This is a genomic window from Pseudomonas sp. TUM25319, from assembly GCF_056388475.1.
The window spans coordinates 4,660,140-4,680,243 of sequence record NZ_CM150751.1; the positions used below are offsets into that span (position 1 = coordinate 4,660,140).

Here is a 20,104-nt window from a genome sequence, read left to right on the forward strand (position 1 = left end):
CTGTCCTGGGTACAGCCTGGGTACTGTTGGGCAAAACTGTACCTTTATCCAAGGGCACAGTGGCTGCACATTTAGCACCACGCCGGCGACGCGCTCAAGCCGCCGCCTCAACAACAATGACTCCAACGGAGCCCCCATGAGCCTCGACTCCCGCCTGCCCGATTTCCGCAACCTCTCCCCTGCCGCCCGCCTGGACCATCTCGGCCAGTTGCTCAACCTCAGCGGCGACGATGTGCGCCTGCTCGCCGAAACAGGCGCCCTGCCGATGGAGATCGCCAACGGCATGATCGAAAACGTCATCGGCAAGTTCGAACTGCCCTACGCGGTGGCCAGCAACTTCCAGATCAACGGCCGCGATGTGCTGGTGCCACTGGTGGTGGAAGAGCCGTCGATCGTCGCCGCCGCGTCCTACATGGCCAAGCTGGCTCGGGCCAACGGCGGCTTCATCACCTCCAGCAGCGCCCCGCTGATGCGCGCCCAGGTACAGATCGTCGGCGTGCAGGACCCGCTCAATGCGCGTCTGAGCCTGCTGCGGCGCAAGGACGAGATCATCGAACTGGCCAACCGCAAGGACCAGTTGCTCAACACGCTCGGCGGCGGCTGCCGCGATATCGAAGTGCACACCTTTGCCGACACCCCGCGCGGCCCGATGCTGGTGGCGCACCTGATCGTCGACGTGCGCGACGCCATGGGCGCCAACACCGTCAACACCATGGCCGAGGCCGTGGCGCCGCTGATGGAAGAGATCACCGGCGGCAAGGTGCGCCTGCGCATTCTGTCCAACCTGGCCGACCTGCGCCTGGCCCGCGCCCAGGTGCGCATCACCCCGGAGCAGTTGAAGTCCGCCGAGTTCAGCGGCGAGGCGGTGATCGAGGGCATTCTCGACGCCTACTCCTTCGCCGCCATCGACCCGTACCGCGCCGCAACCCACAACAAAGGCATCATGAACGGCATCGACCCGTTGATCGTCGCCACCGGCAACGACTGGCGCGCCGTTGAAGCCGGCGCCCACGCCTACGCCTGCCGCAGCGGCCACTATGGCTCGCTGACCACTTGGGAGAAGGACGGCAACGGCCATCTGGTGGGCACCCTGGAAATGCCGATGCCGGTCGGCCTGGTGGGCGGCGCCACCAAGACCCACCCGCTGGCGCAACTGTCGCTGCGCATCCTCGGCGTCAAGACCGCCCAGGACCTGGCCGAGATCGCCGTGGCCGTGGGCCTGGCGCAGAACCTCGGGGCCATGCGCGCCCTCGCCACCGAAGGTATCCAGCGCGGTCACATGGCGCTGCACGCGCGCAATATCGCCCTGGTGGCCGGCGCCCGTGGCGACGAAGTGGACTGGGTGGCTCGCCAACTGGTGCAGGCCCACGACGTGCGCACCGACCGCGCCGTCGAGCTGCTCAAAGAAAAGCGCGGCGAATGACCATGGCCCGCCCGCACGCGGTAAAAGTCTTCGAGGTCGGCCCCCGTGACGGCCTGCAGAACGAGCCCCGGCACCTGTCGGTGGACAGTCGCCTGGCGCTGGTGCGCGAGCTTGCGGCCACCGGCCTGCGGCATATCGAGGGCGGCGCCTTCGTGTCGCCGCGCTGGGTGCCGCAGATGGCTGGCAGCGACGAGCTGTTTCGCCGCCTGCCCAGCGGCGATGGCGTGAACTACGCGGCGCTGGTGCCCAACCTGCAGGGCTTCGACGCGGCGCTGGCAGCGGGTTGCCGGGAGGTGGCGGTGTTCGCCGCCGCTTCCGAGGCGTTCTCGCGCAACAACATCAACTGCTCCATCGACGACAGCTTCGAACGCTTCGCGCCGGTGCTGCAGGCCGCCAATGAAGCGGGTGTCCGGGTGCGCGGCTATGTATCCTGCGTGCTCGGTTGCCCGTTCAGCGGCGCGGTGGCACCGCAGGCCGTGGCCGAGGTGGCCCGGCGCCTGTATGCGCTGGGCTGCTACGAGATCAGTTTGGGCGACACCATCGGCGCCGGCCGGCCGGATGAAACCGCACGGCTGATCGAGCGCTGCGCCAGCGAAGTGCCGGTCGAGGCCCTGGCCGGGCATTTCCACGACACCTGGGGCATGGCCATCGCCAATATCCACGCCGCGCTGTCGCTGGGGGTGCGCACCTTCGACAGCTCGGTGGCCGGCCTCGGGGGCTGCCCTTACTCCCCCGGCGCCAGCGGCAACGTGGCGACCGAGGAGCTGCTGTACCTGCTGCACGGCATGGGCTTCGAGACCGGTGTCGACCTTGAGGCCGTGGCCCGGGTCGGCACCCGCATCAGCGCCGAACTGGGCATTGCCAACCGCTCCCGCGCAGGCCTCGCCCTGGCGGCAAGGAGTGCCGCCCGCCCCTGACCCGAACGCAGCTCCCGAACAAAAACAACAAGCCCGCAAGGGCAGGAGAATTCCATGACACCTGAATGCCGCCTGCACCGCCTCCGTCCGGAGGTGAACCATGGCTGACGACAACCTCTACGAAGTCTGGGGCGACACCGTGGACAGCCGCCACCTGCTCGCCGCCATCGCCGTTGGCGCTGCGTGCAGCCTGGGCGCCTTCTTTCTCGCCGAGCACCTGCTGACCGGCTGGGTCGAGTCGACCCAGATGGCCCGCGCCTACGCCATGCTGCTGGGCATCCTCGGCTCGCTGGTGGGCGGCGGCGTCAGCGCCTGCCTGTTCAAGCCCAAGCGCCATGTGGTCGAGCACATCGCCGATCCGGCCTGGCGCCAGCAAGTGATCGAAGAACTGCGCGTCGAATACGGTGGTATCGGCCAGTTGTCCGATCTGCCGCCCGAAGTGCGCAACGAACTGCGCGAACTGGGCCTGGAAAGCCTGTTCGACGAAGCCGAGCCCGCCACCCGGTCACTGCCCCGCAGCGCCACGCCGGCCCTGAAGGGAGGTACCGCCTGATGGACGCCCTGTTCGACCAGATCCTGATTGCCGCGCTGATGGGTGTGATCGGTGCCGTGGTGTTTTCCGCCATCGGCCTGATCTCCGGCAGCGACGAAACCACCACCCTCGCCCCGCTGACCTTGCTGGTGGTGCTGCTCGGCGTGCCTGCCGCCGGGGTGTTCACCTTCTTCCTCGCCGGCGCCGTGGCCAAGCACATGACCCACGCGGTGCCCACCGCCCTGCTGGGGATCCCCGGCGACACCATGGCCACGCCGCTGATGCGCGAGGCCAACTTCCTGCGCAACCTCGGCGTGCCGCATATCGCCCTGCGCAAGATGATCTCCGGGGCGGTGATCGCCGCCCTGGTCGCGGTGCCGCTGGCGGTGCTGTTCGCCGTGCTGCTGGCGCCGTTCGGCGATGCGATCAAGCAGGCCGCGCCCTGGGTGTTCCTCGCCGCCGCCACCACCATCGCCTACTTCTCCGCTGGCCGCTGGGCCTCGGTGCTGGCGCTGCTGCCGTTCGTGCTGGTGATCATTGCACTGCAGACCCTCACCGGTCAGCACGGGGTCAAGCTGAGTGTCAGCTACTTCCTCGGCATCGCCATCGGCCCGCTGATCGCCGCGCTGTTCGCCATGCTCGCACCGGCGGAACGGGCGCGGATGAAGCGCAGCGAGCCGCGCACCTTCTCGCTCTCGCCCGACGTGAAAAGCTGGGGCGGCTGGTTCCCCAACCCGCTGAAAGTGCTGGACCGCCGCCAGGCCGGCTGGACCCTGGCCACCGCCACGGTATCCAGCGCGACCTTCGTGTTCAGCCCGGTGGCGATGACGGTGATCCTCGGCGAAGTGGTGGGGGCGCGGATCAAGCACGCCTACCATCGCCTGACCTCGGTGATCAGCGTGCGCAACGGCGTCACCGAGCCCACCTACATCGCCGAGGCGCTGATCCCGCTGATCGCCTTCGGCCTGCCGCTGAGCCCAGTGGCCGCCGGCCCCGCCGCACCGCTGTTCAACGCCCCGCCACGCTTCACCGTGGACGCCGCCACCGGCCAGGTCAACAACCTGCACAACCTGCTCAGCGCCGGCGAGTTCCTGGCCTTCGGTATGCTGGCGGTGCTGATCGCCATCCTGATCGCCTACCCGTTCTCGATGAACTTCGCCCACCGCGCCGCCTCGTTCGTCTCGCGGCGCATCAGCCACGAGGCGGTGATCGCCACCTTCGTCGGCCTGATCCTGGTGATCGGCCTGTGGGAGGGCGGCCTGCTGGGCCTGTTGGTGATCCTCACCATCGGCCTGCTGGGCGGATTCCTGTACCGCTTCATCGGCTTCAACATCGGCGTGCAGTTCATGGGCTACTACACCGCCGTGCTCAGCGTGCCGGCCATCGTCGCGCTATTCGCCTGACCTGATCTTTCCCGGTTTTCCACGCAGCCTTGGGCGGCTGCGTGGCTTCACTCGCCCGCAAAAAAGGAACAACAACAATGAATATCCTTTGCACCCCTCGCCGCGTGCCGGCGGCTTGCGCCTGCCTGTTGCTCGGCGCCGGCAGCGTCCAGGCCGAAGGCTTCGTCGACGACGCCAAGGCCGGCCTGACCCTGCGCAACTTCTACATCAATCGCAACTTCGTCGACCCGGCGTTCGGCCAGGGCAAGGCCGAGGAATGGACCCAGAGCTTCATCCTCGATGCCCGCTCCGGCTTCACCCAGGGTACGGTCGGCTTCGGCGTCGATGTGCTGGGGTTGTATTCGGTCAAGCTCGATGGCGGTCGCGGCACCGCCAACACCCAGTTGCTGCCGGTGCATGACGACGGCCGCCCGGCGGACGATTTCGGTCGTCTGGGCGTGGCGCTCAAAGCGCGGATTTCGGCCACCGAGCTGAAAGTCGGCGAATGGTCGCCGATGCTGCCGGTGCTGCGCTCGGACGACGGCCGCTCGCTGCCGCAGACCTTCCAGGGCGCCCAGGTGACATCCCGCGAGATCACCGACCTGACCCTCTACGGCGCGCGTTTCCGGGGCAACAGCCCGCGCAACGACGCGAGCATGGACGATATGTTCATGGGCGGGCGCCCCGGCGCCACCTCGGACCGCCTCGACATCCTCGGCGGCGAGTACACCTTCAACGACAAGGCGACCCTGCTGGGTGTCTGGCAGTCGGAGCTGCGCGACATCTACCGCCAGCAGTACTACAACCTGACCCACCGCCAGGTCGTGGGCGCCTGGACCCTGGGCGCCAACCTCGGCTGGTTCGTCGGCAAGGACAGCGGCCGCTCGCTGGCCGGCGACATGGACAACCGCACCGGCTCGCTGATGCTCTCGGCCCGTACCGGCGGGCACACCTTCTACCTCGGCCTGCAGCGGGTCAGCGGCGACACCGGCTGGATGCGGGTCAACGCCACCGCCGGCACCAGCCTGGCCAACGACAGCTTCAACTCCAGCTACGACAACGCCCACGAGCGCTCGTGGCAGGTGCGCTACGACCATGACTTTGCCGTCGATGGCCTGCCGGGGCTGCAGTTCATGACCCGCTACATCAGTGGCGACAAGGTACAGGTCGGCGCCGTCAACGATGGCAAGGAATGGGGCCGCGAAAGTGAACTGGCCTATACCCTGCAGAGCGGGCCGCTACGCGACCTCACCGTCAAATGGCGCAACTCGACCCTGCGCCGGGACTTCAGCAGCAACGAGTTCGACGAGCATCGGGTGATCGTGAGTTATCCGCTTTCGCTGCTCTGATCCGGCCCTGGTGACAGACTTCAGGGCCTCATCGCTGGCAAGCCAGCTCCCACAGGATTCCAGGCATGGAACCTGTGGGAGCCGGCCTTGCCGGCGATGAGGCCGGCAAGCCCACAACAAATGCCCCGCCCTTGCGCCTCTCCCGACAAACAAACACCCCTCCATCCTGCATCTGTAGGATAGTGATCCCCTGCCAATCCACCGACACTCTCCAACAGGCCCTGCCAACGTCACCACGACGCTCCGGTCCTTGTTGAACCCGTGACGAAACCAATAAGAACAGTCGCCCAGAGGTATCCAACCCATGAGCGGTCATGAACACAGCCTTGCCAGCCTTCTCGGGGCCTTCAGCGCGATGACGCTGGAGCTGCAGCGCCTGGCGCAGAACAACGACATCGAGCACTTCCATCAGCCCGCCCTGGCGAGCATCAGCCAGGTGCTGCCCTTCTCCAGTGCCTGGTGGGGCCGCGCGGCGCTGATCGACGGGCTGCCGGAAGAACACAGCTCCTACCTCTACCATCTGCCGCCCAGCTACCTGCCCGACTGGCAGTCGATCCGCCACACCGACGTGACCATCGGCCGCGTCCACGAGCGGCCGGGGCAGGCAGTGATCGTCGACATGGCCGATCCCGACAATGGTGCCGGACTCAACTGGCTCGGCCAGACCTACGGCATCGGCGAGCTGCTGTGCGTGGTCTACATCGACCCGCAAACCCATCTCAGCGACCACCTGGCCCTGTACCGCGCCCCCGGCGCACCGCGCTTCACCGAACAGGACTGCCAGGTGCTCAACAACGTGATGCTGCACCTGGTGGCCGCCGTGTCGGCCAACCATATCCGCACCCTGGTGGCGAAACGGGAAATGCTCACGCCCTCGCGCAATCTGGCCCTGGCCGTGTGCGACCAGCGCGGTACCCTGCACTGCGCGGAAAAAGGCTTCGTCGATCTGCTGCTCGGCGAGTGGCCGCAGTGGAAAGGCCCGCTATTGCCCGTGGCGCTGGACGCCCGTGGCCACGACGGCAAGCGCGTGCAGATCGAAGCCTCGGCGGTGGGCGACCTGTTCCTCCTCGCGGCCCGCAGCCGCAGTGTGTTCGTCCAGCTCAGCCCACGGGAAAACGACGTCGCCCAAGGCTTCGGCGAGGGCAAGACCTACAAGGAAATCGCCCGCGACCTGGGCCTGTCGCCCAACACCGTGCGCCACCACATCCGTGCCATCTACCACAAGCTTGGGGTCAACGATAAAACCCGCATCGCCCATCTGCTGCACACCCCGCCTGACTGATCCGCTGCGCTGACACGCACTGACCGACTCGCCGGCCCCTGGCCGGCGACAGGCACCCCTTTGCCTTTTTTTCACTGCCCGGTATCGGCGAGCCGTTCGCCACACAACAACACAAAGAAGAGACGAAAAAGAGCATGAGCACCCCACAACCGCGTACCCTCGCCGCCCTTGCGTGCGGCCTGCTGAGCCTGCAGGCCGGCGCCGCCGACCTCAACGCCCGGGACTTCTTCGGTGCCCCCAGCGGCACCAGCCTCGGCGTGCTGTACCTGCCGGCCACCCGCGCCGATGACTTCCACGGCCCGGCCGACAGCACCGGCAAGGCCGAGCTGAAGGTCAACGCCGTGGCCTACCGCCAGGTGTTCTTCACCGACCTGTGCGGCACCCTGTGCACGCCACAGTTCATCGTGCCCTTCGCCGACATCGACGCGCGCCTGCCCGGCGCCACCCGCCACACCGGCGAAAGCGGCTTCGGCGACCCGCAGGTGGGCGGCACGCTGTTCTTCATCAACGACGCCGCCACCCGCACCTACAGCGGCCTGCTGACCCTGGTGACCCTGCCAGTGGGCGAGTACCACGGGCAGAATCCCGACGTGTCGCCAGGCGCCAACCGCTGGGGCACCACATTCGTCTACAACTACACCCAGGGCATCGGCGAGAAATGGGTGCTGGAAGCCAACCTCGAAGCCCAGCTCTACGGCAAGAACGACGACTACTTCGGCGCCGAGCTCAAGCAGGACCCGCTGTACCGCCTGCAGGCCTTCGCCTCCTACGATTTCACCCCCGCCACCTACGGTGCCCTGCGGCTGATCCACGCCGACGGCGGCGAACTGCGCATCAACGATCAGCGCATCGACGACACCCACAAGCGCTACACCCAGGTCGGTTTCGAAGTCGGTCACTGGCTCGACCAGCAGAACCAGGTGATGTTCAGCCTCTCGCAGAACGTCGCCACCGATAACGGCTACCACGGCACCGACGCGCTGCTGCGTCTGGTCCATGTGTTCTGAGCGGAGCGCGACCATGACCAGCCAAAGCAAATCACTCTCGGGCGCCAGTACGCTGGCCTCTTCGCAACTGGCGTTGCTGGCGGCCATCGTGCTGTTCGCCGCCATCACCCCGACCATCCTCATGACCGCCCCGGCCGTGGCCGCGCAACTGGCCACGCAATGGCAACTGAGTCCGTCGCAGATCGGCGACCTGTTCTCCGTGGAGCTGGGCGCCATGAGCCTGGCGACCCTGCCCGCCTTCTGGTGGCTGAAGCGGGTCAACTGGCGCAGCGCGGCGCTGCTGGCCGGGCTGCTGTTCATCGCCGCCAACCTGCTGTCGATCTGGGCGACGGACTATTCCACGCTGCTGGCGCTGCGCTTCTGCAGCGCCCTGGCCGGCGGCTCGCTGATGATCATCTGCCTGTCCAGTGCCGCCTCCACCGCCAATCCGAGCCGAGTCTACGGGCTGTGGGTGATGGGCCAACTGGTGGTCGGCGCCATCGGCCTGAGCGTGCTGCCACGGCTGTTCGAGCACTACGGCCTGGCGGCCTGCTACCTGATCCTCGCGGTGCTGATGGCGCTGTTCCTGCCGCTGGCCCGTTGCTTCCCGCAGGGCGCCCCGGTGGCCGAACAACGCCTCGATGACGGGGGGCGCGCGCCGACCTGGAAAGTGCTGCTGGGCATTCTTGGCATCCTCAGTTTCTACATCAGCCTCAGCGGTGTCTGGACCTTCATTGGCGCCATCAGCGCCAAGGCCGGGATTGCCGCCGACGCCAGCGGCGAGGTGCTGGCCATCGCCACGGTCATGGGCATCGTCGGTGCCGGTTGCGCCTCGCTGATCGGCGACCGTCTGCCGCGGGTGCTGCTGTTGCTGCTCGGCTACGGCCTGATGGCGGCCTCGGTGCTGTTGCTGCTGGGCCAGCCGCCGCTGGCACGCCTGGCGCTGGCGGCACTGGCGTTCAAGTTCACCTGGACCTTCATCCTGCCGCTGATCCTCGCCTGCCTGGCCGACCTGGACCGTTCCGGCAAGCTGATGAACGCCTCCAACCTGGTGATCGGTGGCGGCCTGGCCATCGGCCCGGCCATCGCCGGCCGGCTGATCGAAAGCACGGGTGGCTTCCAGCCGCTGCTGCTTTGCGCCACCACCCTGACCCTCGCCTCCCTGTTGCTGATTCTCGGCTGCCGGGCGAAAGCCTGAGCCGCCCTCATTCCCCAGAAAGAACGGAAAGACCATGAGCCGAAACACTGCTTTCTTCTTCGATGAACTCAGCCTGTGGCACAGCGCCGGGCTGCATGCCCTGACCCTGCCGGTGGGCGGCTGGGTGCAACCGCCGGCCGCCGCCGGTCACGCCGAGTCGCCGGAAACCAAGCGGCGCCTGAAAAGCCTGCTGGACGTCTCGGGCCTGACCCGCCAGTTGCAGGTGCGCGGTGCCGAGGCGGCCAGCGATGAAGACCTGCTGCGGGTGCATCCCCGCGCGTACCTGCAACGCTTCAAGGCCATGAGCGATGCCGGCGGCGGCGAGCTTGGCCCCCATGCGCCGATCGGCCCGGGCAGCTACGAGATCGCCCGGCTGTCCGCGGGCCTTGCCACGGCCGCCGTGGACGCAGTGCTGGCCGGCGAGGTGGACAATGCCTATTCCCTGTCGCGTCCACCGGGACACCATTGCCTGGCCGACAGCGCCATGGGCTTCTGCTTCCTCAACAACATCGCCATCGCCATCGAAGCCGCCAAGGCCAAACGTGGCCTGGGCAAGGTGGCGGTGATCGACTGGGACGTGCACCACGGCAACGGCACCCAGTCGATCTTCGAGGAGCGGGCCGATGTGCTGACCCTATCCCTGCACCAGGACGGCTGCTTCCCGGCTGGCTACAGCGGCGAGGACGACCGCGGTCGCGGCGCGGGCCTTGGGGCCAACATCAACATCCCGTTGCCGCCGGGCAGCGGGCATGACGCCTACCTGCACGCGATGGACCGCATCGTGATTCCGGCACTGGAGCGATTCGAACCGGAACTGATCATCGTCGCCTGCGGCTACGACGCCAACGCCGTGGACCCGCTGGCGCGGATGCTGCTGCACAGCGACTCGTTCCGGCAGATGACCCGGCGCGTGCGCGAAGCCGCCGAACGCCTGTGCCATGGGCGGCTGGTGCTGGTGCACGAGGGTGGGTATTCGGAGGCCTATGTGCCGTTCTGCGGGCTGGCGGCGATCGAGGAACTGGCCGGGGTGAGGACGGCAGTGGAAGACCCGATGCTGGCGTTCGTCGGGTTGCAGCAGCCGAGTGCGGCGGTGGTGGAATTCCAGCGCGGGCTGGTGGAGGCCATGGCCGGGAAGTTGGAGCGGTAAGGCTGTCACTGTCCGTGGTGTGACTGGTGGCCCCATCGTCGGCAAGGCCGACTCCCACAGGTATCGCGTCTGGCCCGGACTCTGTGAGAGCTGGCCTTGTCGGGGCGCCGAACCGCAGCGATGAGGCCGGCACAGGCCACGCTGTTGCCTGCAATGACGCCATCGTCGGCAAGGCCGACTCCCACAGGTATCGCGTCTGGCCCGGACGCTGTGGGAGCTGGTCTTGTCGGGGCGCCGAACCGCAGCGATGAGGCCGGCACAGGCCACGCTGTTGCCTGCAATGACGCCATCGTCGGCAAGGCCGACTCCCACAGGTATCGCGTCTGGCCCGGACTCTGTGGGAGCTGGCCTTGTCGGGGCGCCGAACCGCAGCGATGAGGCCGGCACAGGCCACGCTGTTGCCTGCAATAACGCCATCGTCGGCAAGGCCGACTCCCACAGGTATCGCGTCTGGCCCGGACGCTGTGGGAACTGGCCTAGCCAGCGATGAGGCCGGCACAGGCCACGCTGTTGCCTGCAATGACGCCATCGTCGGCAAGGCCGACTCCCACAGGTATCGCGTCTGGCCCGGACTCTGTGGGAGCTGGCCTTGTCGGGGCGCCGAACCGCAGCGATGAGGCCGGCACAGGCCACGCTGTTGCCTGCAATAACGCCATCGTCGGCAAGGCCGACTCCCACAGGTATCGCGTCTGGCCCGGACGCTGTGGGAACTGGCCTAGCCAGCGATGAGGCCGGCACAGGCCACGCTGTTGCCTGCAATGACGCCATCGTCGGCAAGCCGACTCCCACAGGTATCGCGTCTGGCCCGGACGCTGTGGGAGCTGGTCTTGTCGGGGCGCCGAACCGCAGCGATGAGGCCGTCAGCCACACCGCACATCAAGCCTCAGAAGTCATACCGCAGGTTCAGGGTCGCGTTGCGCGGCGCACCGTAGTGCCCGTAGCTGCCGGCCATGCCTGCGTAGTACTTCTCGTCGAACAGGTTGTCGACATTCACCGTCGCGGCCAGGTGGTCGTTGATCTGGTAGCGGGCCATCAGGCTGGCGACGGCGTAGTCGTCATCCTTGACCTTGGCGTTGTTGTAGCGGGTGAAGGTCAGCGCCTTGCTCGAGTTCCAGCTGACGCCACCGCCCAGGGTCAGCTTGTCCCAGTTCCCCGCCAGGCGATAGGTGGTCCAGAAGCGCACGGTATCCATGGGCAATTGTGTGGTCAGCCGCACGCCGTCGGCATCCTCGGTGCGCGAATGGCTGTAGCCGGTGTGCAGGTTCCATCCCGGAGAGAGCTCACCGGCGATCTCCAGATCAAACCCCTTGGTCTTCGCTCCGTCGACAGCCCGCGATGCATCCGCACCGGTGGGTGTGACCTGGCCCGGATCCAGTTCGGCGAAGTTGTCCCGCTCGACCATGTAGACCGCAGCATTGGCGTTCAAGCGGCCGCCGTAGAACTCGCCTTTCCAGCCCAGTTCATAGTTCTTGCCCACCACCGGATCGAGCACCTTGCCGTCCTTGTCCTGCGCGGACTGGGGCTGGAAGATGTCGGTGTAGCTGGCGTACACCGACTGCTCCGGCGTCAGGTCATAGATGAGGCCGGCATAGGGCGTGACCTCGCCGCTTTCGCGCATCTGGCGCGGGGTGCCGGCCAGGGTGATGCGCGAAAAGAAGTTGTAGTCGTAGCGGTAGTCGGAAACCCTGGCACCCAGCAACAGGTGCAACTCGTCAGTGAGGTTGAAGCGGTTGGCGACGAAGTAACCGCTCTGGCGCGTGCTGATATCCAGCAGCACCGATGCCCGGTAGCTATCACGGGCGAGGTAGTTATCCCAACTGTAGAAGTTGAAGTCGGCAACACCGCCGGTGAAGGAATCGTGATGATTCTTGTAGTCGGAGTAGTTGTACCCGAGCACCAGTTCATGGGCCCGGCCAAACAGCTCGTAACTGCCTTGCAGATTCACATCCACGCCCTTCTGCACCTGATCGGCGGAGATCCTCGCACGCTCGGCCTTGGCCGCACCGGTGGCCTGGTTCAGGTAGCTGAGCCCCGAGGTGCTCTGGTACCAGCCCAGGTCGGCATCGCGGTCCACGTCCATGTAGTTGGCGACCACCTTGAGCCGCCAGTCATCAGTCAGTTGCTGCTCAAGAGTGGCGGTGTAGTTCAGGGTTTCGAAATCGTCGTACATCCAGCGCGCACCGGAACTCACCGAGCGCGAAAAATCGGTCTGCCGGCCATTGGTGTACAGCAGCGGTACACCCGGCGCTCCGGTGGAACGGTACTTCTGGTAATCGACGCCGAAACGCAGCAGCGTAGTGTCGGTCAGATCAGCTTCGACGACGCCGTAGAGGATCTCCCGTTTCTGCCCATACCAGTCCATGAAGCTGTGGTTGTCCTGCTTGGCAGCCACCAGTCGCCCACGCACATTGCCGGTTTCGGTCAGCGGACCGGAAATGTCCGCCTCGCTGCGGTAGTTGTACCAGGAACCGACGCTGCCCTGGACATGGGCCTTGAATTCGCGGGTGGGTTTCTTGCGGATCAGGTTGATCACGCCCCCCGGCTCGCCGGCGCCCGTCATCAGCCCCGTGGCTCCGCGAACCACTTCGATGCGGTCATACAGGGCCATGTCCAGCAGCGTGCTGGGCATGTTGCGGGTTTCGTTCTGCTGGCTCGTGTTGACCCCGTCGAACTGATAGGAATTCACGGCGCTGCCGCGTGAATAGATATTGAATCGCTCGCCACCGTCCTGGGACATGGTGATACCGGGCGTCTGGTTGAGCACCTCGGTGATGCTCGCCAGATGCTGGTCATCCATACGCTGGCGGGTGATGACGCTGATGGACTGCGGCGTCTCGCGAATCGAGAGGTTCATCTTGGTCGCGGTGCTGGTCACACCGGTGGTGTAGGCGCCAGTCCCCTCGGTGGTTTCCCCAAGCCCGGTGGACTGGATGCTGGTAGCGCCCAGCTCGATCGAGCCGTCGTTGCCAGCCTCGATGATCTGGTAGCCGCCATCGCCCAACGCCACGGCACGCAGGCCACTGTTGCCGAGCAAGCGCCGCAGGGCCTCGCCTGGCGTGTAGCGACCACGCAGGCCGGAACTGGCCCTGGTCGCCAGCAGGTGCTGGTCGAAGACGATGTTCAGGCCGGTGCTGCGGCTCAGTTGGGTCAGGGCGCTGTCGAGGCTGCCACTGCCGATGTCGAGCTGGACGGCGGCGACCGCCTGTTCCTCGGCCTGCACCAGCGAGCAGGCGGCAATGCCAAGGCCCAGGCACAGCACGGCATGACGGACCGCGCGGCTGAGCCGGCGAGGTTGGGCTACGGGGTTGTTTCGATGATTCACGGGGGACTCTCGGAGTGGGTTCAGGAAGACATTCGAAGAGCTATGCCGTCCCGCGAACGAAATCCCCTCAGGGCCTCGCCGATTTTTTTCGAAGAAGGTCTCAGGCCGCTGCCAGCCGCACCCAGTAACGGGTCAGGCGCTGGACCCCGAGCCGGTGCGAACGGGCGATCAGGTCGACCGCCTGTTGCGGCCGATCGGTGCCGAAATTGCCGCTGACCGGCAGCCCGGCGATCGCCGGATCGCAGCCCAGATGGCCGACGCAATAGCGGCCCAGCTCCGCGAGGACCTCACCCAATGGCAGGTCGCGGGCGATCAGCATACCGTCACGCCAGGCGCTGTGTTGCGCGGTCAATGCCGGCAAGGGCAGGCTCTGGACGGCACCGATGCGCCAGCGCTCGCCGGCCTGCGCCACCAGGGTGTCGGCGCCGCGGCGGACCTGCACCGCGCCCTCCGCCACCGACAGGCAAGTGGCGCCGTCCAGCAAACGGGCCTCGAAGCGCGCGCCAAGGGTCTCCAGCAGGCACTGCGGTGTCTGCACCCGCAACGGCCGGTTCGCCGCATCGCGACCGCTGTCGAGGGCGAGTTCACCGCGCAGCAGGGTCAGCAGGCGCTGCTGGCTGTCGAAGTCGAGGCTGACGGCGCTGTCGGTATTGAGATCGAGCACGCTGCCATCGTCCAGGGTCCAGCGCCGGTGTTCGCCGATGCGCGTGCTGTAGTCGGCCACCAGGCGCTGCCACGGCGTGTACGCACGGGCGCTCCAGCCGGTGACGCCGACACCTGCCAGCAAGGCCAGCAGCTTGAGCGCCTGACGCCGTTGCAGGCGACCTTCGGGCAGGCGGTCGAGGGTCTTCAGCGCGGCCGCCTTAGGCAGCCCGGCAAACCGCCCGCTCAGGCTCTGCATGCGCTGCCAGGCCTGAACGTGCTCGGGCCTGGCGGCCAGCCATTGCTCGAAGGCCTGGCGGGTGTCGCTGTCCGGAGTGTTGAAGGTCATCTTCAGCGACCAGTCGATGGCCTGATCCACCACATCACCCTGCAGCTCGGTGAGTGGCCGGGTCACAGCGGCTGCGCCTCGAAGGTCGCCACGTAGCAGTGGCGCATGGCCTGGGCGATGTAGCGCTCGACACTGGCCACCGAGACCCCGAGCTCACGGGCGATGGCCGGGCACTTCAGTCCTTCGAGCTGGGCCAGCAGGAACGCCCGGCGCACGATAGGCCGCAACTGATCCAGCAAACGGTCGATCGCCACCAGGGCCTCCAGGGCCAACAGACTGGTTTCCGGCGACAGCGCCTGCTCCTCGGGCAACTCGGCCAGGGTCTCCAGCCATGCCCGTTCGATATCGCGGTGGCGCCACAGGTCGATCACCAGGCCCCGGGCGATGGTGCGCAGGTACGCACGGGGCTGGGCCAACTGGCCGGCCATGCGCCGCTGCATGACCCGCACGAAGGTGTCCTGCGCCAGATCCGCTGCATCCGCCGAATTGCTCAGGCGGTTGTACAGCCAGCCGCGCAGCCAGGTGTGGTGCTGCAGGTACAGTGATTCGATCGTCGCGGGATGTTCGGGGGTGGGCATGCCGGTTCCTGTGGCCTGTCACAATTGATAAGCAATCTTATTATCATCTTGCCATCATCGTTTTGTGAAGCCTCGGCGATGATCGAGCTCATTCGGGCGTGTCACAGGCCGCGCCGGAATTGGGCTATCGTCTGCCGCTCACCGTACCCGCCGAGCCCTCTCCCATGCACATTGTCATCCCCGACGACTACCAGGACGTGATCCGCTCCCTCGACTGCTACCGCCGTCTGGCCGGGCACGACGTGACCGTCTATCACGATCGCCAGCCGGCCTCTGCGGACGAACTGGCCACGCGCTTCGCCGAGGCGGACGCCCTGGTGCTGACCCGCGAACGCACCCGCATCGACGCCGCCCTGCTCGACCGCCTGCCGAAACTCAGGCTGATCAGCCAGACCGGCAAGGTGTCCGGCCATCTCGACCTGGACGCCTGCAGCGCACGCGGCATCGTCGTCACCGAAGGGCGTGGCTCGCCGGTGGCGCCTGCCGAACTGGCGTGGACGCTGATACTCAACGCGAGGCGCCAACTGGTCCCAGCCATCGAAGCATTCCGTCAGGGCCAATGGCAGGTCAACCTGGGCCAGGCGCTGTCCGGGCAGGTGCTTGGAATCTGGGGCTACGGCAAGATCGGCCAGCGCCTGGCGCGCTACGCCGCCGCGTTCGACATGCCGGTGCTGGTCTGGGGCAGCGACACCAGCCGCGCTGCCGCCGAAGCCGACGGCCATCGCGCCGCCAGCTCCCGCGAAGCCTTCTTCGCCGAAGCCGACATCCTCAGCCTCAACCTGCGCCTGTCCGAGCGCAGCCGCCATGGGGTGACCTTCGACGACCTCTCGCGCATGAAGACCGACGCCCTGCTGGTGAACGTCAGCCGCGCCGAACTGATCGCCCCCGGCGCCCTGCTCCGCGCCCTCGACGCGGGACGGCCGGGCAGTGCCGCCGTGGACGTGTACGAGGACGAACCGGTGCTCGACCCCAACCATCCCCTGCTCCGCCACCCGCGGGTGCTGGCCACGCCGCACCTGGGCTATGTGGAGAAGAACGGCTACGAGCTGTACTTCGGCGATGCCTTCGACAATGTGCTGGCGTTTTTCGCGGGCAAGGCGAAGAACGTGGCGAACCCGGAGGCGTTATCAGTCGGCCGCTCCTGAGCCTTCCCCGGTCGGCATGCCCGCGTCGATTGTCAGGCGCCAGAAAAGGATGCTGGCATAGCGCCTTTACTTGATTTAGCGTTCGCCCACAAAAGCCTGTGGTCAGGGCGCGAACGGTCATTTCGGGGGGAGCATGGGCACGATAAGCAAGGGCACGGCACAGGTGCAGAAGCAGGGATACGTCGGGATTGCCCTGCGACTTGCCAGCGTGGCGGTGGCGGGCAGTCTGTTGAGCGGCTGCGTGGCGCAGGTCGCCCACGCGGTGTTTTCGCCGGTGCTGGATTCGGCCAGCCACGCCCTGCAGACGCCTGAAAGCGTGGGCATCACCCCCTCCTCCTGGCGAGGCAAGAGCTGCAAGGACCTGGCCTCCAGTTACGACTACATGGCGGACGTGCAACGCAAAACCGCCGCCTCCGGCGATGCGCACATGGCCAAGGTGCATGGCTGGCAGATGGATGCGATCCAGCAGGTGCGCAACGAGCAGCATTGCCTGACGCCGGACAACACGGCCAGTACGGCCAGCACCGCGCCGCCGGCACCGACAGCCAGCGTGCCCGCCACGAGCCCGAACCAGGCCGCCACCGACCTCGGGCTCACGCTGCAAAGCCCCTCCCCCGAGCTGGTCAAGGCGCTGGGCCTGGAAGACGGCAAAGGCGCCTGGGTGGTGAGCGTCACGCCGGGAAGCCCGGCGGCCAGGGCCGGTCTCAAGCCGATGGATGTGATCCTCGATGTGGCCGGGCAGATGGTCAGCGTCCCCGCCGACGTTCTGGCGATCGCCGGGAAAATGCGTGCGGGTTACCAGGCGCCATTGAGCGTCTGGCGCGACCACAGCGAGAAGAGCCTGACCCTGAGCATTCCGTCCGGCTTGATGGCTGCGGCCGTTCCAGCCACCCCGCCAGCGGCGTTGCCCGTCGCAGCGCCCGTGGCCGCAGCACCCACCCGGCTGGAGTACTGCTACCTGTACCTGACCTCCAGCGACTACCACAAAGACCCGGATGTGCTGTCACCGGTGTTCAGGGACGCCAGCGTCAATACCTCGGTCCAGCAGCAGATGGCGGCAATGAAAACCTTCGTTGCCAAGGTGAACCGGCAGCAACCGGGCATCTGGCAGGACTTCGCCTACAACGCCGCGCAGTGCAACACCAACAGCGGCGTGTGTTTTGCGGCGGCCAAGCCGGTGTTCGGGCCAGCCCAGTCCGTCATGCTGCGTTGCTTCGCCTCCTCGGCGGAGGCCGACACGAAGCGTTCGGCGGATGAGGTGGCCGACCCCACGGCGACGACCCTTGCCATGCCGTAAGGCGTGCGAGGAAGGGCCAGGGCCGGTGCTCAGTCCTTGGCCCGGCGCAGCGTTTGCTCGAAACGCTTGCTGCCGATGACATAGGTGCTGAGCAGCGTGCCGTCGGCCGCGGGCGCCAGGGTCATCGGCGTCGTGCTCTTGTGGTAAGGGTGGCGATAGCCCGTCGGCTTTTCCGTATAGGCGAAGCTCTGGTAATGCAGCACGTCGCCTTCCCAGCGCACCGCGTTGAACAGGTAGGTCCAGTCCTCGTTGCTGGGGATGCTCAGGTACAGCTGGCCGTCGGAGCCAGGCTGAATCCGCACCTGGGTGAACCCCTTGTCGCTCACCCAGTTGCCGGTGTAGCGCTCCATACCGGCGTGCGCAGGGATGACCGGCGCAGGGACGAAGTCGTCGGCCCGATAAGCCGTCCGGCGCGCGGCTTCGGCCTTGGCATTGGGGAAGAACCGGCACAGCGACTCAACCTTGTCGACCTTCCGGTACATGAACTTCAAGTTCACGTCGGCCACCTTCATCCCCAGGACCATGAAGTTGCCCTCGTAGGCCAGCACCTGAAGGTCGAACGAATTCTGCGGCGACTGGACATGGATCGACCGGCCATCGCTCGCCAACGAATACTCGGACACTTCGACCTCCCGCTCGCGGCTTTCCACGCAGTTGAACGGGTGCAGGCGAACCTTGCCGTCGGCCTGGTATTCGGCGACGTTAGCGATGCCGTTTTCCAGCGGCATCATGGCCCAGATACCTACCAATTGACCTTTATCGAGGGTCGGGGCGCCCTGGTGGCTGGCGCAGCCCGTGAGCAGTGCGGTGGCTAGGGTGAGGCAGAAAAGCGGCTTGAGCATGAGGTTCGTCCATGAGAGCAATCGTCGTATCCGCCAGGGGTCAGCGGGCCCGGGATGATAACGTCGCCATCAAAAAGCCACCACTCTCTCTTCGATACCGGTCGAAGGCGAACGGAGGATACAGGCCCACCCACGACATGAATTGATCTGATAATCGTTATCATTTATGGTGCGCCATCGCACCGAAGGGGTTACCCGTGATGAACGATGATCTGAGCCAGGTCTATACCGAGCACAACGGCTGGCTCAAGCAATGGCTGTACCGCCGCCTGGGCTGCTCGGCCCAGGCGGCCGACCTGGCACAGGACACTTTCCTGCGGATCCTCCAGGCGCAACAGAAGGCCGGCGCCAGCCTCAGCCTGGAGCGGCCTCGGGCGTACCTTGCGACCATCAGCCGGCGCCTGGTCTACGACCATTTCCGGCGCCAGTCGCTGGAGCGCGCCTATCTGGACATGCTCGCGCAACTGCCCGAAGTCTTCGCCCTGTCCGAGGAAGAACTGCTGTCGATGCGCCAGACGCTGCAGCAGCTGGACGCCCTGCTCGACGGCCTCAAGCCGATGGTGCGTTCGGTATTTCTGCTGGTGCAACTGGAGGGCCTGACCTACGTTCAGGTGGCGCAGCGCCTGGGCATCGGCGAACGCACCGCCAAGCGCCACATGGCCAGCGCACTGGAAGCCTGCATCCTGTTCGAAGACGATTTCTGATGCCCACCGAACGCGCCCCCATTACCCCCGACGTGGCCCGGCAAGCCGCCCATTGGCACATGCGAATGCTCGACGAGCCGGTCAGTGCGGCCGACCGCGACGCCTGCGCCCATTGGCGCGCGGCCGCCCCCGAGCACGAGCGGGCCTGGCAGAAGGCGCAGCGGGTGCAGGCGCAGTTGGGCCTGCTGCCACGGCGGCTGGCCCTGGGCACGCTCAACCGCGAGCGGCGTCAGACCATGAAGCACCTGCTGGCGCTGGCGATCGTTGCGCCCCTCGGTTATGTCGCCTATCGCCAGGCAGTGCCGGCCGCCGCCTACGCCACGGTGGTCGGCGAGCATCGCCGGGTGGAACTGGCGGACGGCACGGTACTGGACCTGAACACCGACACCGCCATCGACCTGAACTTCGACCCGGAGCAACGGCTTATCACCCTGCTGCGTGGCGAGATCCTCGTGGACAGCGGCACCGATGCCGGAAGCCCTCGCCACCGCCCGTTGCGGGTCGCCAGCCGGCAAGGACTTATGGAAGCGCTGGGCACCCGTTTTCTGGTCCGCCAGCACGAGGGCAGCACGCAGCTCGCGGTGCTCGAAGGTGCCGTGCGGATAACCCCCATGCAGGGCCCGCAGACCACCGTCGAGGCCGGCCAGCAGAAGATCTTCGATGGTCTCGGGCTGGGGCCCGCAAGTGCCGCCCGCGAACAGGACAGCCTGTGGACCCGTGGCCGGCTGATCGCCGAGGAGATGCCGCTGGGCGAATTCCTGAGGGAACTGGGACGCTACCGGTCGGGCTGGCTGCGCTGTCAGCCTGAGGTCGCCCGACTGCCGATCAGTGGTGCATTCCAGCTCGGCAACACCGACGCGATCCTGGCCGCGCTCCCCGCCACGCTGCCGGTGCAGGTCCAGTTCCGCACCCGCTACTGGGTCACCGTGAGTGCCCGTTGAAAAAAGTTGGCCCGATTTCCCGGCTCATCAGTCCTTGGATATGACACTGCCATCTACCTGGGGACTTT

At 66.6% G+C, this 20,104-nt stretch carries 17 protein-coding genes; 13 read left to right on the forward strand and 4 right to left on the reverse strand.

The annotated features are described in order from the left end of the window. The first annotated feature begins 46 nt into the window (after window positions 1-46). The 9 genes from AC05QJ_RS21205 (at window position 47) to AC05QJ_RS21245 (ending at window position 10,216) form a co-directional block, all read left to right on the forward strand. Complete coding sequence (locus AC05QJ_RS21205; RefSeq protein WP_476747982.1) at window positions 47-1,423, forward strand: hydroxymethylglutaryl-CoA reductase, degradative; 1,377 nt, start codon at window positions 47-49, stop codon at window positions 1,421-1,423. Beyond that, a complete protein-coding gene (locus AC05QJ_RS21210; RefSeq protein ID WP_476743240.1) occupies window positions 1,420-2,340 on the forward strand; it encodes a hydroxymethylglutaryl-CoA lyase in 921 nt (306 codons plus the stop codon). The genes AC05QJ_RS21205 and AC05QJ_RS21210 overlap by 4 nt, the downstream gene beginning before the upstream one ends. Window positions 2,341-2,440: 100 nt before the next feature. Continuing rightward, window positions 2,441-2,893 carry a hypothetical protein gene (locus AC05QJ_RS21215; protein ID WP_476743241.1) on the forward strand — a complete coding sequence of 151 codons (453 nt, stop codon included), beginning with the start codon at window positions 2,441-2,443 and terminating at the stop codon, window positions 2,891-2,893. After that, window positions 2,893-4,275, forward strand: a complete 1,383-nt coding sequence (locus AC05QJ_RS21220) for a tripartite tricarboxylate transporter permease (RefSeq protein WP_476743242.1) — start codon at window positions 2,893-2,895, stop codon at window positions 4,273-4,275. Before AC05QJ_RS21215 ends, AC05QJ_RS21220 begins: the two co-directional genes overlap by 1 nt. Window positions 4,276-4,352: 77 nt before the next feature. Then, window positions 4,353-5,603, forward strand: a complete 1,251-nt coding sequence (locus tag AC05QJ_RS21225) for an OprD family porin (protein WP_476743243.1) — start codon at window positions 4,353-4,355, stop codon at window positions 5,601-5,603. 304 nt (window positions 5,604-5,907) lie between these two features. Further along, window positions 5,908-6,885: a helix-turn-helix transcriptional regulator gene (locus AC05QJ_RS21230; protein ID WP_476743244.1), complete on the forward strand. Its 978-nt coding sequence runs from the start codon at window positions 5,908-5,910 to the stop codon at window positions 6,883-6,885. Window positions 6,886-7,019: 134 nt separating this feature from the next. After that, window positions 7,020-7,892, forward strand: coding sequence for a transporter (locus AC05QJ_RS21235; protein WP_476743245.1), 873 nt, complete (start codon window positions 7,020-7,022; stop codon window positions 7,890-7,892). 13 nt (window positions 7,893-7,905) lie between these two features. Further along, window positions 7,906-9,069, forward strand: coding sequence for an MFS transporter (locus tag AC05QJ_RS21240; RefSeq protein WP_476743246.1), 1,164 nt, complete (start codon window positions 7,906-7,908; stop codon window positions 9,067-9,069). A 34-nt stretch (window positions 9,070-9,103) separates the two neighbouring features. Beyond that, a complete protein-coding gene (locus AC05QJ_RS21245; protein ID WP_476743247.1) occupies window positions 9,104-10,216 on the forward strand; it encodes a class II histone deacetylase in 1,113 nt (370 codons plus the stop codon). 883 nt (window positions 10,217-11,099) lie between these two features. Here the strand turns inward: AC05QJ_RS21245 and AC05QJ_RS21250 are convergent. The 3 genes from AC05QJ_RS21250 to AC05QJ_RS21260 form a co-directional block, all read right to left on the reverse strand. Further along, entirely contained in the window at window positions 11,100-13,538 is a 2,439-nt protein-coding gene (locus AC05QJ_RS21250) for a TonB-dependent siderophore receptor (protein ID WP_476743248.1), read from the reverse strand. 100 nt (window positions 13,539-13,638) lie between these two features. Next, window positions 13,639-14,595, reverse strand: a complete 957-nt coding sequence (locus AC05QJ_RS21255; RefSeq protein WP_476743249.1) for a FecR domain-containing protein — start codon at window positions 14,593-14,595, stop codon at window positions 13,639-13,641. Continuing rightward, entirely contained in the window at window positions 14,592-15,107 is a 516-nt protein-coding gene (locus tag AC05QJ_RS21260; protein ID WP_476743250.1) for a sigma-70 family RNA polymerase sigma factor, read from the reverse strand. Before AC05QJ_RS21260 ends, AC05QJ_RS21255 begins: the two co-directional genes overlap by 4 nt. A gap of 164 nt (window positions 15,108-15,271) precedes the next feature. Here AC05QJ_RS21260 and AC05QJ_RS21265 point away from each other — a divergent pair, with 164 nt between their 5' ends. After that, window positions 15,272-16,252 (forward strand): D-2-hydroxyacid dehydrogenase family protein, encoded by a 981-nt coding sequence (locus tag AC05QJ_RS21265; RefSeq protein WP_476743251.1) that lies wholly within the window; start codon window positions 15,272-15,274, stop codon window positions 16,250-16,252. Between the two features lie 133 nt (window positions 16,253-16,385). Continuing rightward, window positions 16,386-17,549 carry a PDZ domain-containing protein gene (locus tag AC05QJ_RS21270; RefSeq protein WP_476743252.1) on the forward strand — a complete coding sequence of 388 codons (1,164 nt, stop codon included), beginning with the start codon at window positions 16,386-16,388 and terminating at the stop codon, window positions 17,547-17,549. Between the two features lie 29 nt (window positions 17,550-17,578). Here AC05QJ_RS21270 and AC05QJ_RS21275 read toward each other — a convergent pair whose 3' ends face one another. Continuing rightward, on the reverse strand, window positions 17,579-18,391 hold the full coding sequence (locus AC05QJ_RS21275; RefSeq protein WP_476743253.1) for a hypothetical protein: 813 nt from the start codon (window positions 18,389-18,391) through the stop codon (window positions 17,579-17,581). Between the two features lie 200 nt (window positions 18,392-18,591). Here AC05QJ_RS21275 and AC05QJ_RS21280 point away from each other — a divergent pair, with 200 nt between their 5' ends. Beyond that, window positions 18,592-19,095 carry a sigma-70 family RNA polymerase sigma factor gene (locus AC05QJ_RS21280; RefSeq protein WP_476743254.1) on the forward strand — a complete coding sequence of 168 codons (504 nt, stop codon included), beginning with the start codon at window positions 18,592-18,594 and terminating at the stop codon, window positions 19,093-19,095. Further along, window positions 19,095-20,036, forward strand: coding sequence for a FecR domain-containing protein (locus AC05QJ_RS21285; protein WP_476743255.1), 942 nt, complete (start codon window positions 19,095-19,097; stop codon window positions 20,034-20,036). The genes AC05QJ_RS21280 and AC05QJ_RS21285 overlap by 1 nt, the downstream gene beginning before the upstream one ends. Window positions 20,037-20,104: the final 68 nt, after the last annotated feature.